Source organism: Candidatus Pelagibacter sp. Uisw_121, assembly GCF_047722545.1.
GTDB lineage: Bacteria > Pseudomonadota > Alphaproteobacteria > Pelagibacterales > Pelagibacteraceae > Pelagibacter.
The window spans coordinates 921,801-935,415 of sequence record NZ_CP159816.1 but is presented as its reverse complement, the minus strand read 5'-3'; the positions used below and the strand labels follow the sequence as shown (position 1 = coordinate 935,415).

General features: G+C 30.7%; 19 protein-coding genes. 17 read left to right on the top strand and 2 right to left on the bottom strand.

Annotation, left to right across the window (positions count from 1 at the left end; genetic code table 11):
* Window positions 1-80 precede the first annotated feature (80 nt).
* From ABXT52_RS05060 to ABXT52_RS05030, 7 genes are read left to right on the top strand one after another with little or no spacing between them, the layout of a single operon-like run.
* On the top strand, window positions 81-467 hold the full coding sequence (locus ABXT52_RS05060) for a hypothetical protein (RefSeq protein ID WP_415271489.1): 387 nt from the start codon (window positions 81-83) through the stop codon (window positions 465-467).
* Window positions 448-1,269: an NAD(P)/FAD-dependent oxidoreductase gene (locus tag ABXT52_RS05055; RefSeq protein WP_415272525.1), complete on the top strand. Its 822-nt coding sequence runs from the start codon at window positions 448-450 to the stop codon at window positions 1,267-1,269. The genes ABXT52_RS05060 and ABXT52_RS05055 overlap by 20 nt, the downstream gene beginning before the upstream one ends.
* Entirely contained in the window at window positions 1,270-2,169 is a 900-nt protein-coding gene (locus tag ABXT52_RS05050; protein WP_415271488.1) for a DMT family transporter, read from the top strand.
* Complete coding sequence (locus ABXT52_RS05045; RefSeq protein ID WP_415271487.1) at window positions 2,162-3,112, top strand: D-2-hydroxyacid dehydrogenase family protein; 951 nt, start codon at window positions 2,162-2,164, stop codon at window positions 3,110-3,112. Before ABXT52_RS05050 ends, ABXT52_RS05045 begins: the two co-directional genes overlap by 8 nt.
* Before the next feature lie 2 nt (window positions 3,113-3,114).
* Window positions 3,115-4,008 (top strand): histone deacetylase, encoded by an 894-nt coding sequence (locus tag ABXT52_RS05040; protein WP_415271486.1) that lies wholly within the window; start codon window positions 3,115-3,117, stop codon window positions 4,006-4,008.
* 3 nt (window positions 4,009-4,011) lie between these two features.
* Window positions 4,012-4,386, top strand: coding sequence for a peptide-methionine (R)-S-oxide reductase MsrB (msrB, locus tag ABXT52_RS05035; protein WP_415271485.1), 375 nt, complete (start codon window positions 4,012-4,014; stop codon window positions 4,384-4,386).
* Between the two features lies 1 nt (window position 4,387).
* Window positions 4,388-4,729, top strand: a complete 342-nt coding sequence (locus tag ABXT52_RS05030) for a hypothetical protein (RefSeq protein ID WP_415271484.1) — start codon at window positions 4,388-4,390, stop codon at window positions 4,727-4,729.
* Here the strand turns inward: ABXT52_RS05030 and grxC are convergent.
* Both grxC and ABXT52_RS05020 read right to left on the bottom strand, forming a co-directional pair.
* Window positions 4,721-4,975, bottom strand: coding sequence for a glutaredoxin 3 (grxC, locus tag ABXT52_RS05025; protein WP_415271483.1), 255 nt, complete (start codon window positions 4,973-4,975; stop codon window positions 4,721-4,723). The genes ABXT52_RS05030 and grxC overlap by 9 nt on opposite strands.
* Before the next feature lie 3 nt (window positions 4,976-4,978).
* Window positions 4,979-5,251, bottom strand: coding sequence for a TIGR03643 family protein (locus tag ABXT52_RS05020; protein ID WP_415272524.1), 273 nt, complete (start codon window positions 5,249-5,251; stop codon window positions 4,979-4,981).
* Window positions 5,252-5,402: 151 nt separating this feature from the next.
* On the opposite strand from ABXT52_RS05020, the gene ABXT52_RS05015 reads away from it, so the two are divergent.
* The 10 genes from ABXT52_RS05015 (at window position 5,403) to ABXT52_RS04970 (ending at window position 13,610) form a co-directional block, all read left to right on the top strand.
* Window positions 5,403-6,017 (top strand): LysE family translocator, encoded by a 615-nt coding sequence (locus ABXT52_RS05015; RefSeq protein WP_415271482.1) that lies wholly within the window; start codon window positions 5,403-5,405, stop codon window positions 6,015-6,017.
* An 88-nt stretch (window positions 6,018-6,105) separates the two neighbouring features.
* Window positions 6,106-7,347 (top strand): amino acid ABC transporter substrate-binding protein, encoded by a 1,242-nt coding sequence (locus ABXT52_RS05010; RefSeq protein WP_415271481.1) that lies wholly within the window; start codon window positions 6,106-6,108, stop codon window positions 7,345-7,347.
* 64 nt (window positions 7,348-7,411) lie between these two features.
* Entirely contained in the window at window positions 7,412-8,305 is an 894-nt protein-coding gene (locus tag ABXT52_RS05005) for a branched-chain amino acid ABC transporter permease (RefSeq protein WP_415271480.1), read from the top strand.
* The gene (locus ABXT52_RS05000; protein ID WP_415271479.1) at window positions 8,305-9,357 is read left to right on the top strand and encodes a branched-chain amino acid ABC transporter permease; all 1,053 of its coding nucleotides are present in this window, start codon (window positions 8,305-8,307) and stop codon (window positions 9,355-9,357) included. Before ABXT52_RS05005 ends, ABXT52_RS05000 begins: the two co-directional genes overlap by 1 nt.
* Entirely contained in the window at window positions 9,357-10,097 is a 741-nt protein-coding gene (locus tag ABXT52_RS04995; protein WP_415271478.1) for an ABC transporter ATP-binding protein, read from the top strand. Before ABXT52_RS05000 ends, ABXT52_RS04995 begins: the two co-directional genes overlap by 1 nt.
* Window positions 10,097-10,882: an ABC transporter ATP-binding protein gene (locus tag ABXT52_RS04990; protein ID WP_415271477.1), complete on the top strand. Its 786-nt coding sequence runs from the start codon at window positions 10,097-10,099 to the stop codon at window positions 10,880-10,882. Before ABXT52_RS04995 ends, ABXT52_RS04990 begins: the two co-directional genes overlap by 1 nt.
* The gene (locus ABXT52_RS04985) at window positions 10,882-11,586 is read left to right on the top strand and encodes an AzlC family ABC transporter permease (protein WP_415271476.1); all 705 of its coding nucleotides are present in this window, start codon (window positions 10,882-10,884) and stop codon (window positions 11,584-11,586) included. Before ABXT52_RS04990 ends, ABXT52_RS04985 begins: the two co-directional genes overlap by 1 nt.
* Complete coding sequence (locus ABXT52_RS04980) at window positions 11,576-11,899, top strand: AzlD domain-containing protein (RefSeq protein WP_415271475.1); 324 nt, start codon at window positions 11,576-11,578, stop codon at window positions 11,897-11,899. The genes ABXT52_RS04985 and ABXT52_RS04980 overlap by 11 nt, the downstream gene beginning before the upstream one ends.
* On the top strand, window positions 11,899-12,810 hold the full coding sequence (glaH, locus tag ABXT52_RS04975) for a glutarate dioxygenase GlaH (protein WP_415271474.1): 912 nt from the start codon (window positions 11,899-11,901) through the stop codon (window positions 12,808-12,810). The genes ABXT52_RS04980 and glaH overlap by 1 nt, the downstream gene beginning before the upstream one ends.
* 32 nt (window positions 12,811-12,842) lie before the next feature.
* Window positions 12,843-13,610, top strand: coding sequence for a pyrroline-5-carboxylate reductase (locus ABXT52_RS04970; protein ID WP_415271473.1), 768 nt, complete (start codon window positions 12,843-12,845; stop codon window positions 13,608-13,610).
* The last annotated feature ends 5 nt before the right edge of the window (window positions 13,611-13,615 follow it).

Genomic DNA, 13,615 nt, shown 5'->3' with positions numbered 1-13,615 from the left:
TTATCTAGAAATTATATAGAACACTATGAGTAAAAAATTAAAGATTGGAATTATTGGGGCTGGTATTCAGGGAATATCTAATGGATTGTTTTTGCAAAAAAAAAGGTTTTGATGTAACAATCTTTGATAAAGATGAGCCAGGTAGCCCGGCTGCTTCTTATGGTAATGCGGGTCACTTCTCACCTTATGCATGTGTCTTAATGAATAGACCTGATGTTTTAACAGATGTTCCAGCAATGCTTTTAAGCTCAACCGGTCCACTTGCTCTTAAGTGGAATTATGTGCCAAAAATGATTCCTTGGTTTCTACAATTTATTAGAAACTGCACAACCAAAAGAATGATGCATACGGCAAAAAATATGCACCAAATTTTAGATCTAGCACTACCAGCATATGATGAACTATTTGATGAAATAGACTTAGAAGGTTTAGTCGAAAAAAAAAGGCATCTTATATATTTGGAATGATCAAAGTTTAAAAAGTAGAGAACTAGAAATTAAAGTTAGAAATGAATTGGGTGTTGATCAACAAGTGGTGACACCAAAAGAAATTCATGACCTAGAACCTAATATTAAGCCTTTTTACCATGGTGGTGTTTATTATCAGCATGGAAGACATGCGAGAAATCCAAAAAAAATTCTTTTAAAATTATTTGACCTTTTTTTAAAAAAAGGAGGAAAATTTTTAAAAATGAAAGTTCAAGACATTAATTTTGACGAGGAAAAACCAGTCATAATAACTGAAACACAAAAATTTATTGTTGATAAATTGGTAATTGCATGTGGTGCTTTTTCTAAAAGATTGACAGACAATTTAGATGAAAAAATACCTCTTGATACAGAAAGAGGGTACCATGTTCATTTTAAAGATTGTGATCATCTTTTAAAAAGACCAGTAATTTTTTCCAATAGAGGCTTTGGTATTACACCAATGGAACAGGGACTTAGAGTTGTTGGCACTGTTGAATTTGGTGGTTTAAATAATCCTCCATCTAAAGGAAGAATTAAAAATTTAATTAATAATGCAAAATACATGTTAGGTGACCTGCCAGAGCACGAAGATGAATGGATGGGCTTTAGACCTAGCTTACCTGATTTTTTACCAGTAATAGGTCCATCAAAAAATCACAAAAATATTTTTTATAGTTTTGGTCACCATCATTTAGGATGGACTTTAGGACCTATTTCAGGAAAAATAATAGCTGGAATGATTGCAGAAGAAAACACTAATTTAAACTTAAAACCTTATAGCTCACTTAGGTTTAGCTAAGTGATAAATAAAAATAACGTTGCTTATATTTTTTTATTTTTAGCAGCTTTATTTTGGTCAGGAAATTTTTTAGTTGGAAAATTTGCCAGTCAATATGAAGTACCTCCATTTTCATTAAATTTTTATAGATGGCTTTTTGCCTGGTTGATCTTAGCTCCATTTACAATTCAAGAAATATTTAAAAAAAGAAATTATATTTTAGAAAATTATAAATATTATACAATTCTTGGAATAACGAGCGTTACCATATTTAATTCAATCGTCTATTATTCTTTAAACTTTACGCAAGTTATCAGTGGTGTGTTAATGATATCAACAATACCTGTAATGATCATTTTCATTTCATCAATTTTAAAGATTGAAAAAACTAATACTTTTCAAATATTAGGAGTTACATGTTCTTTCATTGGAGTTGTTTTGATAATAACCAAAGCAAATCTTGGAATATTAATGAACTTAGATTTTAACAAGGGTGACATTACAATGGTTTTTGGAATGTTGTCATGGGCTACTTATTCAGCTCTATTAAAGAAAAAAAAACATGAACTATCTCAACTAGGGTTACTAGAAGTAGTAATTTCATTTGGTTTTATTTTTTTAATACCAATTTACTTTATAGAGTACCAAATGGGTTTTAGAATTATTTTAAATCAAAACTTTTACATGATTTTATTTTACGTAGTTTTATTTCCAGGTCTTGCTTCTTTTATTTTTTGGATAAAAGGAGTTGCTTTAATTGGTGCTAATAGAGCAGGTGTTTTTTTACATATGATGCCTATTTTAAGTGCAATTATGGCAATGATTATTTTTAATGAAAAATTTATGTTTTATCATATGTTGGGCGCAATATTTATTTTAACAGGAATTCTTTTATCAAATAGAAAGATTAAAAATGCTTAAAGTTGCTATCTTAGATGATTACCAAAACGTGTCTCATGAATTTGTTGACCTAAAAAAACTATCTGGAAAATATGAATTTAAAATTTTTAGTGAACCCTTTGAAGATGAGGCAGATGCTATAGAGCAATTAGCAGATTTTGAAGCATTATTGATAATGAGAGAAAGAACTCCTATTACTAAAAATTTAATTGATAATTTAAATGACCTTAAATACATCATTACAAGTGGCTCAAGAAATAAAGCAATAGACTTAGCTGCCGCTAAAAAGAGAAAGATTATAGTGTGTGGAACAGAGATTGATTTTGCAGGAACCACAGAATTAACCTGGGGTTTAATCCTAGGTTTAGCTAGAAACTTTAAAGAAGAAATTGATAATATGTATCAAGGTTACTGGCAATCAACTATTGGATTTGAGCTTAAAGGAAAAATTTTAGGGTTAGTTGGACTTGGAAGAGTTGGTTCACAAGTTGCTAAAATTGGTAAAGCTTTTGGCATGGAAGTTATGGCTTGGAGTGAAAATTTGAATTTAGATACTTGTAAAAAATTGGGTGTACTTCCATGTAGTAAAGAAGATTTGTTTCAAAATTCTGATTTTATATCCATCCATGTTCAAGGTGGAGAAAGATATAAAGAGTTAATAAAACTAAAAGAGCTAGACACAATGAAAAAAACTGCTTTTTTAATTAACACTTCAAGAGGATCCATCATTAATGAAGATGATTTAATTATAGCGTTATCAACTAATGTTATTGCTGGTGCTGGTCTTGATGTTTATGAAAAAGAACCTTTACCAGAAGGGAACAAGCTAAGATTTTTACCAAATGCATTATTAATGCCCCATGTTGGATATGTGACAGCAGAAAATTATACTGTATTTTATACACAAATGATCGAAGGTTTAGAGGCTTGTGTAAACGAAAAGCCTATTCGTATTATTGAATAGAAATGGAATTGCCAGTAGTTAATCACGAGTCTTATGTTGCAAAAATTGGTGATGATCACAAATTTCCAATTAATAAATTTGGTGAACTTGCTAAATATTTAATAAATAAAAAAATTGTAAAAAAATTTCACAAACCTTATCCATGCTCATTTGAAACTTTAAATAAAGCTCATTCAACAAATTATATTAATAATATAAAGAATAAAACATTAGATGAAAATGAAGTAAAAAAGATTGGCTTCCCTTTAGTTGACAGTGTAGTTCAAAGGTCTTTAGTAGCAACAGGAGGAACTGTTTTAGCATCAAAACTTGCGTTAAATTTTGGTATCGCTTGCAATACTGCTGGAGGTAGTCATCATGCAAATTATGATAGTGGAGCTGGTTATTGTGTTTTTAACGACGTAGCAGTTGCTGCACATTATTTATTAGATAGAAGGTTAGCCAATAGAATCTTAATCGTAGATCTTGATGTTCATCAAGGTAATGGTAACTCAGAAATATTCAAATATAATAGACATGTTTTTACTTTTAGTATGCACTCAAAAACTAATTATCCTGCTAAAAAATCTATTAGTGATCTGGATGTTGAGCTTGAGGATAACCTTGAAGATGCTGCTTATATTAGAACTCTTAAATTTTATTTAAATGAGCTGAATAAAGAAAATTTTGACTTTGTCTTTTACATTGCAGGTGTAGATATTCACTTAAATGATAGATTGGGTAAATTGAATATTTCAGATGACGGGGTTAGGAAGAGAGATGAGTTAGTAATCAACAATTTTTTTTCTAAAAAAATACCTTTTTGTGGAGTACTAGGTGGAGGTTATAATAAAAATTTTAGTAAATTGGTAGAATTACACTCTATATTACATCAAACTTGTGCTAAATTTATTTAACTTATGACAAAAAAAATTAACAAAGATCTAACTGCTGAACAAAAATTAGTTTTATTTGAAGATGGAACAGAAGCTCCTGGCACAAGTGAATTAAATTATGAAAAAAGAGAAGGTAGTTATCACTGCACTAATTGTGGTGAAAAATTATTTGATTCAAATGCAAAATATGAAAGTGGTTCAGGCTGGCCTTCATTTTATCAATCATTACCTGATGCTTTTGAAACTAAAACAGACACACTGTTAGGGTACGAGAGAGTAGAATATCATTGCAAAAAATGTGGTGGACATCACGGCCACATCTTTGAAGACGGACCCAATCCAACTGGTAAAAGATATTGTAATAACGGTGTTTGCTTAGTTTTTAAACCAAAAACATAAAATGATTATTAAGTACATTATTTTTTTAATTGGTATTATTTGGTCTTATTCAATTATTAAAACACAATCAGTTTTTAGTAAAAAAGCTGGAATAGTATTTAAAATATTTATTACAAAAATTTCTTGGTTTAGTTTAATTGCAGCTTGTTACTTTGGTTATAAAAATTTTACAGTTAAATCTACTGTTATTGGTATTATAATTGGTGTTTTGTTAGTGAATGTTGGTTTTTATTTATTAAAAAAATATATCAATCAAAGATTTAATGAAAAACAAATAAAAACTTCTAAAAGTTTTTTTGAATATACTTTAATTCTTTTAGTTATTTATTTTGTTTTATTTTAAAAGATCTTGAAGTTTATTTTCTTTTTCTAAAGCGCGCGCTTCATCATAACCACCAATATGTTGATCATCAAAGAAAATTTGAGGAATAGTTCTTTTACCATTTGCTTTTTTAATCATTTCATCCATTGCTCCATCTACTGTTGCAATGTTTATTTCTTTATATTCAACGTTGTTTCTAGTTAATAATCTTTTTGCTGCATCACAAAAATTACAAAGTGGACCTGTATAAATTGTTACTGATTTCATAACTTATAAGTAATCATTCTTTTTAATTTTACTAGTAATTTCTTTTCTAGAGTATTCAAATTTTTTTTTATGTTTAATACTTTTTTGATTTACTCTTTTTCTCCATAATCTAAAAGACACAGGTTTTATGGATCGTCTCATAATCTTAATTACTTCACCTTCTGTTTTTCCAGTTTTTTTCTCAATTTCTTCAAAAGTAATTCGATCTGCCCAAGCAGCCCAAATAATCCAGTCAGGATCTGATATATGGGGCTCTGGGTTTTTGACCCTAGTTATGGGGGTGTGACCTTTTTTTTTTCATAAATACCTTATATTTGAAAAAAATGATTAATGCATTTTATTTAGGGTCGTGGTATCTTCAAATTTAGATAGTCCATCTTAGCCATCTTTAGCTCCCGGTTTTTTTGGACTATCCTTAAATCTTAAAATGCTCCCTTTAAATTATTTCCTTTTTTTACAGATAATTTTATTTCTATTTATCACGCCTGGAACTCCTAGAATTGTTATCATTTCTTATTCTATGAATTATGGAGTTCAAAAATGTATTTGGACAGCACTTGGAGATATTACTGCAAATTTTATTCAAGCAACGTTAGTAATTTTTGTACTTGGATCTTTTTTTGTTGATAACCCAAATTTTTTAAATATTTTTAAGTGGGTTGGAATAGCATATTTACTTTACCTTGCTTATGATATTTATAATTCAAGACCAAAAGACATAAACTCAACTAACATTACATCAAAAAGTTTTTTTTCTTTTTTTAAAGATGGCTTCTTAGTTGCAGGAACAAGTCCTAAAGCTTGGATGTTTTTTCCATTAATCTTTCCACAGTTCATTGATTTTAATTCAAACTATGTTGTTCAATTTATAATTTTAATTACAACATATGTAGTTTTAGATTTTTTATCTTTAATTGCTTATGCTGTACTTGCCAGAAAGTTAATTGTTTGGATAAAAGCAAATCCAAAAGTTATAAATACAATTTCAGCGTGCGTGCTAATACTAATCGCTATTATAATAGCTTTTATTCAAAAATATTAAGTCGCAATCTTTAATACATACTTGTTTGTTTTTTAATTTCAGAGTTAAATAATTTTTTTAAATTTAAAACTAATAAAGGAAAATAAAAATGAAAATCAGAAATATACTAATTACTTTAGTTTCTGCAATTGCTCTTTTAATTTCAGCTTCAACTATATCTTTCGCGAAGGTTGTTGGGGATAAAATTATTTTAGGTGCAGCTGTTTCATTAACTGGAAAATATTCATCTAATGGTGTTCATACTCAAAACGGTTATAATTTAGCAGTTGAGAGAATTAACAGCATGGGTGGTGTTAAAGTTGGTGGAAAAACTTACATGTTTGATATTATTTATTACGATGATGAGTCAAACTCAGGAAGAGCAGCACAACTTGCAGAAAGATTAATCCAACAAGATGGTGTTAAGTACATGCTTGGGCCTTATAGCTCAGGACTTACAAAAGCTATGGCTCCTGTAACTGAAAAATATGAAGTTCCTATGGTTGAAGCAAACGGTGCGTCTAGATCGTTATTCACTAAAGGCTACAAATATTTATTTGCAGTACTTGCTCCAGCGAACTTATATCTTGATGTAGCAATTGATCTTGCAGTTGAAAAAAATGGTGGAAAACCAGTTAAGATTGCAATGGCGTTTGAACAAGACGCTTTCTCACAAGATGTGAGATTGGGAATTGTTGAAGCTGCTAAAAGAACAGGTTCTAAAATCATTATAGATGACAAATTACCAAAAGAACTTAACGATATGGCGGCTACTTTATCTAAAGTAAAAGCTACTAATCCAGACGTTCTTGTAGTTTCAGGTCATACAAAAGGTGCTTTGACAGCTGTTAGACAAATCTCAGAGATGAAAGTTGATGTGAAAATGTTAGCAATGACCCACTGTGATGCTGCTAAATTGTCTAAGATGCATGGTAAAGCTTCAGAGTATGCACTTTGTGCTTCTCAATGGCATAAGTCTCTATCTTATACAGATAACTTCTTTAAAGATGGTATGACGTATGATGCAGACTTTACTAAAGCTTTTGGATATGCACCACCATACCAAGCTGCTGAATCTTCTGCTGCTTTATTAGTTTTTAAAGATGCGTTCGAAAGAGCACAATCATTTGATACTAAAAAAGTTAGGGATGCTTTAGCTGCAACTGATATGCAAACTTTTTATGGAAACATAAAATTTGCTGAAGGTGGTCAAAACGTATCTAAGCCAATGGTACTTTTCCAAGTATCATGTAACGATGATGGTAGTAAGTGTGAAAACAAAGTTGTTGCTCCTACTAAATGGGCATCGGCTGAGTTAGTACACCCAATTCCATCTTGGTCAAAAAGATAATACCTAATATGTAAAATGCTCCCTAGTAATAGGGGGCATTTTTTTATAAACATCTACAGAATTTATGGATTTTTTAATTTTTCAAGCACCTATCTTAATGGTTCAAGCATCAATGGATGGGATACTTCTTGGTATTTTATTTGCATTAATTGCTTACGGAATGGCATTGCAGTGGGGAGTAATGAATATAATAAATATTGCTCAAGGAGAATTAGTAATCATGGGTGGATACATTGCATACTTTATGTATTTATCAGGAATACACCCAGCTTTTGGAATAATTGTATCACCAATCATTATGTATTGTGTGGGTTGGGGGATGTACAAACTTGTTATTAATAAAGTAGTAGATAAAGATTTATTTACTTCAATCCTTGCAACTTTTGGAATTAGTATTTTAGCTCAACAGTTAATGAATTTTGCATTTGGTGCAGATGTGGTTGTGGCTCAATCAAACTTTGGAACAACAATGTTATTTAATGACATGGTTACGATTCCGAATGCTAAACTATTTTCAGGTGCTGTATGTGTGATATCTGCAATAATTCTTGTGGTTTATATGAGAAAATCAAAATTAGGTAGAGCAATTAGGGCAACGGCACAAAATGCTAGAGCTGCTAAAATTTTAGGGGTAGATACAGAGAAAGTTTATGCAGCAACATTTGGAATAAATGCAGCATTATGTGGAATAGCAGGAGCTTGTGTTGCTATCACTTTTACACTTCACCCTTATACAGGATTACCTTACACAGTTAGATCTTTTATGATTGTTATTATTGCAGGCTTAGGAAACTTACCAGCAGTTGCAATATCTGGAATGGGACTTGGTATATTTGAAGAATGGGCAGATTATTTACTAGGAACAGAATTTAGAATAGCAGCTGTGTTTTCATTATTAGTTATCATATTAGTTTACAGAAGATTTAAATTATCAAGAAAAAGAGAATATTTGAAATAATGACTAAAAATACATTTTTGTATGCAGGCTTAATAATTCTTGGTTTAGCTGGAGCATTCATATTCCCAGCTTACAAACTTCAGATGTCATTTCTTTATATTTTAATTGTGCTTGCAATGACTTGGGACGTCCAAGGTGGTCAAATGGGCTACAATACATTTGGAAATATTTTATTCTTTGGTATTGGTATGTATGTTGCTTCAAGTACTCAAATAGCAATGTTTTTTTCACTAGCCGAATGGACAGACGCTGGAGGAGAAAAAACTTTTGTTCACACTATACCTCAATTTTTCCAAGGTTTTGGAGTGGGAATATTATTAGCAGGAATTATTCCAACAATAATTGCAGGAGTAATTGGTTATGGAATTTTAGGTTTAAGAGGACACTACTTTGCAATTTGTACACTAGCTTTAGGAATTGCAGCAGGTGAAATTGCAGGTGGAATTGAAATAATTGGTGCTGGTCAAGGTATGACAGTCCCAGTTTGGCCAAAAGGATTTGGAACTAACGCATCATCATCACAGTTTATGTACTATTTAAGTTTTGGTTTGGCGGTTGTAACTTTTATTACTTTAAAGTGGGCTTACAGCACAAGATTTGGATTAGTTTTAAATGCAATAAGAGACAACGAAGATAAAGCTGAAGCAATGGGCATTCATACTATGAGATATAAAATTATAGGTTGGATGGTATCAGCTTTTTTTGTCGGAATTGCTGGAGGACTAATGGGCCACATTAATGGTTATATTGAACCAAATGAAATTGCTTTTGCTGGACCTACATTTGGAGTGTTCATGGTGTTAATGGCAATTCTTGGAGGTAAAGGAACTTTATGGGGACCACTTGTTGGTGCTGTTTTATTTCATTTATTTAAAGAAGGTTTTTGGACTTACTTCTTAGGCTGGCAGTATGTAGCTCTTGGAGTTTTAATTATTGTAATCGTTGTTTATTTTCCTGAAGGCTTGATGGGATGGTTAAGAGAAAAATATCCTGAAAGATTTGGGGAAGTAATTGATGAAGCAGACCGAAAGGCACAGGTAGAATTAAAATAATGGCAATACTAGATATATCCAATGTAAGTAAATCTTTTGGAGGTGTTAAAGCTAATGTTGATATTTCTATGTCAGTTGAACAAGGTTCAATAGTTGGATTAATTGGTCCAAATGGATCTGGCAAAACTACTCTATTTAATTCTATTGTAGGAACATATCCAATTGATAATGGTTCAATCAAATTTGATGCTACAGAAGTTTCCGAATTACCTGTACCTGTTATTGCTAAACTTGGATTGCTTAGAACTTTCCAGCAAACTCGAATTTATGGAAAATTAAACTGTATTCAGAATATGTTAATTAGTCATAAGCCAGAAAATGATGGAATATTGACAGTATTTCAAAAAATACCTTCAGATTTAACAGATAAAGCTGAGACATTATTAAAGTTTGTAGGGCTTCATCAAAAAAGAAAGCTTAGAGCGGGTGATCTTTCTTTTGGTCAGCAAAAATTATTAGAACTAGCAATGGCCTTAATGAATGAGCCTAAAATGCTTTTATTAGATGAACCAACAGCTGGGATAAACCCTACCTTAATTAATGGAATTATTGACCGTTTGATAAGTGTTAATAAGGACTATGGAATTACTTTGTTAGTTATAGAGCACAATATGAAAGTAATTATGAATTTAGCACAAAGAGTTTTTTGTTTAGCACATGGTCAAATGTTAGCAAATGGAACTCCAGATGAAATTAAAAATGATAAGCGTGTGCTAGACGCTTACTTGGGAGCACAATAATGTCAAATCAATATGATGTATTAGGAAAAGCACCAGGATCAGAAGATTTAAAAAAATTATCTCCAGATAATGATCATTTAACTATCAAAAAATTATCAGCTGGCTATGGTAAAATGGAAATTCTTCATGATTTTGATTTAAATGTAAGTAAAGCTCAATCGCTATGTTTGATTGGACCGAATGGTGCAGGGAAATCTACAATACTTCATTCAATTTATGGGTTTACAAATATTTTTTCAGGACAAATTGAAATTGATGGGAAAGAAATTACCAGCTTAACTCCAGCTCAAAAACTTACATCATGTGGAATTGCTTATATACTTCAAGATAATTCTGTTTTCCCAGATATGACTGTTGAAGAAAATCTATTGATGGGTGGCTATTCCAAAGAAAATACAGACGAATCTTATCAAGAAGCTGAGAGAATTTTTGAAAAATATGAAAGATTAAGAAATAGAAGAAATCAACCTGCTAAAGTTTTATCAGGTGGAGAAAGAAGGTTATTAGAAATTTCTAGAGCATTAGTTATGAAGCCATCAGTATTACTTGTTGATGAACCATCTATTGGATTAGAGCCAAGATATATCGATATGGTTTTTGAAATTTTAAGAGATCTTCAACAAACAGAAAAGAAAACTATTATTCTAGTTGAGCAAAATGCAAAAAAAGGATTAGAGTTTGCAGATATTGGTTATGTTTTAGTGTCAGGACAAACTGCTATTGCTGGCAAAGGGGACGATTTATTAAAAAATCCTGATGTTGGTAGATTATTCCTTGGTGGTTAATGATTAATAAAGAATTTTTCTTTAAAGGTTTTAAATCAATTCTAGCGCCAGACAGCCCAGCCCTTGCACTTGGTTGTTGTTTTATCGCTATTGGAGCACTCCTTAAAAATTTAGGCTTTAATATTCAGGAAAGTATTTTTTCGACAATGCTTACTTATGCTTTGCCTGGTTCGTTAGTTATGGCAGAATCGTTATTATTAGGAGCATCATTATTAAATATTTTTTTAGCAGTTTGGTTTGTTAATGCTCGACTTTATCCAATGGCAGTTTCTTTGTTCCCATTAATGATGCACAAAAGTCAACCTAAGTGGAAATATTATTTCTCATGCCATTTTATTGCAGTGTCAGCATGGCTGATAATGAAGAGTAATTATAAAATTATTGAAAAAAAAAACCGAATAGATTTTTGGATAGGTATTGGCTGCGCAACTTGGATTACAGCAGTAATAGGCACTTTTATAGGTTTTTATGCATCAGATTACTTAGATAAAAATATGATGATGGGTCTAGCAATTTTAAACCCAATCTACTTTTTATGTATGATGGTTGGTGCCATGAGGACTATTCAAATTACAGTTGCAGTAATTTTGGGTTTGGTATTAGGACCAATTTTTTATTTTCTATCTCCAGAGTGGTCAATTTTATTAGGTGGACTTGTTGGTGGAACAATTGCTTATTTTATAGGAGAACTAAATGTCAACTAGTGTATTTCTTGCAATCTTAGTCACGTCCCTTGCAACTTTTTCTTCAAGATTTTTAGGTGTCATTTCATCAAAAGGAATAAAAGAAACTTCAAAACTATTCAGATGGTTTAATTGCTTAGCTTATTCAACATTAGCAGCATTGATAGCTAGGACAATTATATTTCCAGTAGGTGTTTTGGTTGATGCTAGTTATCTAAGTAGAATTGTTGTGGTTTTATTTTGTTTGTTCATATTTTTTATTTCAAAAAGAAATTTTGTTTATCCAACAGTAATTTCTGCTATTATGATGGCATTACTAAGTAATTACTTCTAATGGAAAATATTGCTGGATTAACAATAACTGAGCATCAAAATTCAAAAAGGATAATTGATATTAAAATTGAAGATGAGATTTTAGATAAATTAATTTTTCCATTCAATAAATTTGATATTACCGCTTTAGAGTACAAACCATTTACTCGTTTTACATTAGCAAAAAGCTTAGATGATCTTACATCTAATAAATTAAGCAAACTTATGAATAAGATAATAAGAGATCGAGAAACAGGCTGTTTTATTATTGGTCCAAAAAAAATTAACTCTAAATTTGATCATACTTTTTTAGTTAAATTATCAACGGCAATTGCACATTTGATTGGAATTCCAAACCATGACTCTATGGCTGGAAAATATTATGCAAGGTTTATTGTTAAGCATGAAGATAAAAGTGACTCGTATTTAAGAAAAGCTTATACAAATATGGATCTTCATACAGATGGAACTTATGTCAAAGAAGTTACGGACTGGTTGTTAATGACTAAAATCGATGAACAGAATGTCGAGGGTGGAGAGACAGCAATGTTGCATCTTGATGATTGGGAACATTGTGGTGATCTATATAATGACCCAGTAGGTAAACAAAATTTTATTTGGGGATCACCAAAAAGTAAAAATATAGACTACAAGGTAGAGCATCCAGTGTTTTCCACTGATGAAAATGGCAAACCTAATATTTCTTATATAGATCAATTTCCTGAGCCTAAAAATATGGAACAGGGCAATTTCTTACAGAGATTATCAGATGGTTTAGAAGAAAGTAAAAACAAAACTATCACTAAATTACCTGTTGGATCAGCAATAATTGCCAATAATTACTTTTGGCTACATGGAAGAAAACCCTTTAAAGAAAATAAAGATTTAAGTAGAGAACTGTTGAGAATTAGAGGCTCTTTTTTTATTAATTAATTCAATAATATTACTATAAAGTAACTATATTTATGAAATTAGGCTTTATAGGAACAGGTAAAATTACGTCTGCTGTGCTTACAGGTATTTGTAGTTCTAATATTTCATACAAAAAGATAATCATTTCCCGCAGAAATAAATCTATAGCTCAAAAGTTAAAAAAAAAGTTTAAAAAAATAACTATTAGCAGTGATAATCAGGAAATTATTAACTCATGCGATTGGATATTTTTGTCAGTAACTCCAACGGTAGGTGAAAAGATTATTAAAAATTTAAAGTTTAGATCTAATCAAACTATAATTAGCTTCATATCAACAATTAGTTTAGCTCAACTTAAAAAAGCAATTAAAGTTAAAGCCAAAATTATAAGAGCAATACCATTACCGCCAATATCTTTAAAAAAGGGACCAGTACCAATCTGCCCACCTGATAAAAAAGTAAAAGATTTTTTTAATAAAATTGGCACAACAGTTGAAATAAAAAATGAGAAATCATCAATTAATTTTTGGACAACATCTGGAATGATGGCGCCATTTTATGAATTACTAAGGATAATGACAGACTGGTTAGTAAAAAGAGGGGTTAAACGAGATAATGCGCAAAAATATATAACATCTTTATTTTTAGCTTTATCAGAAGATGCAGTTGTAAATTCTAAAAAAGATTTGAAATATTTAGTAAAAGAATCTCAAACACCAAAAGGATTAAATGAGCAAGGTGTTAGTGAGTTAACTAAATTAGGTTTTTATAGACAATTAGAGAAAACACTCAATAGTATTCATAAAAGATTAAGTAATTAAAATTT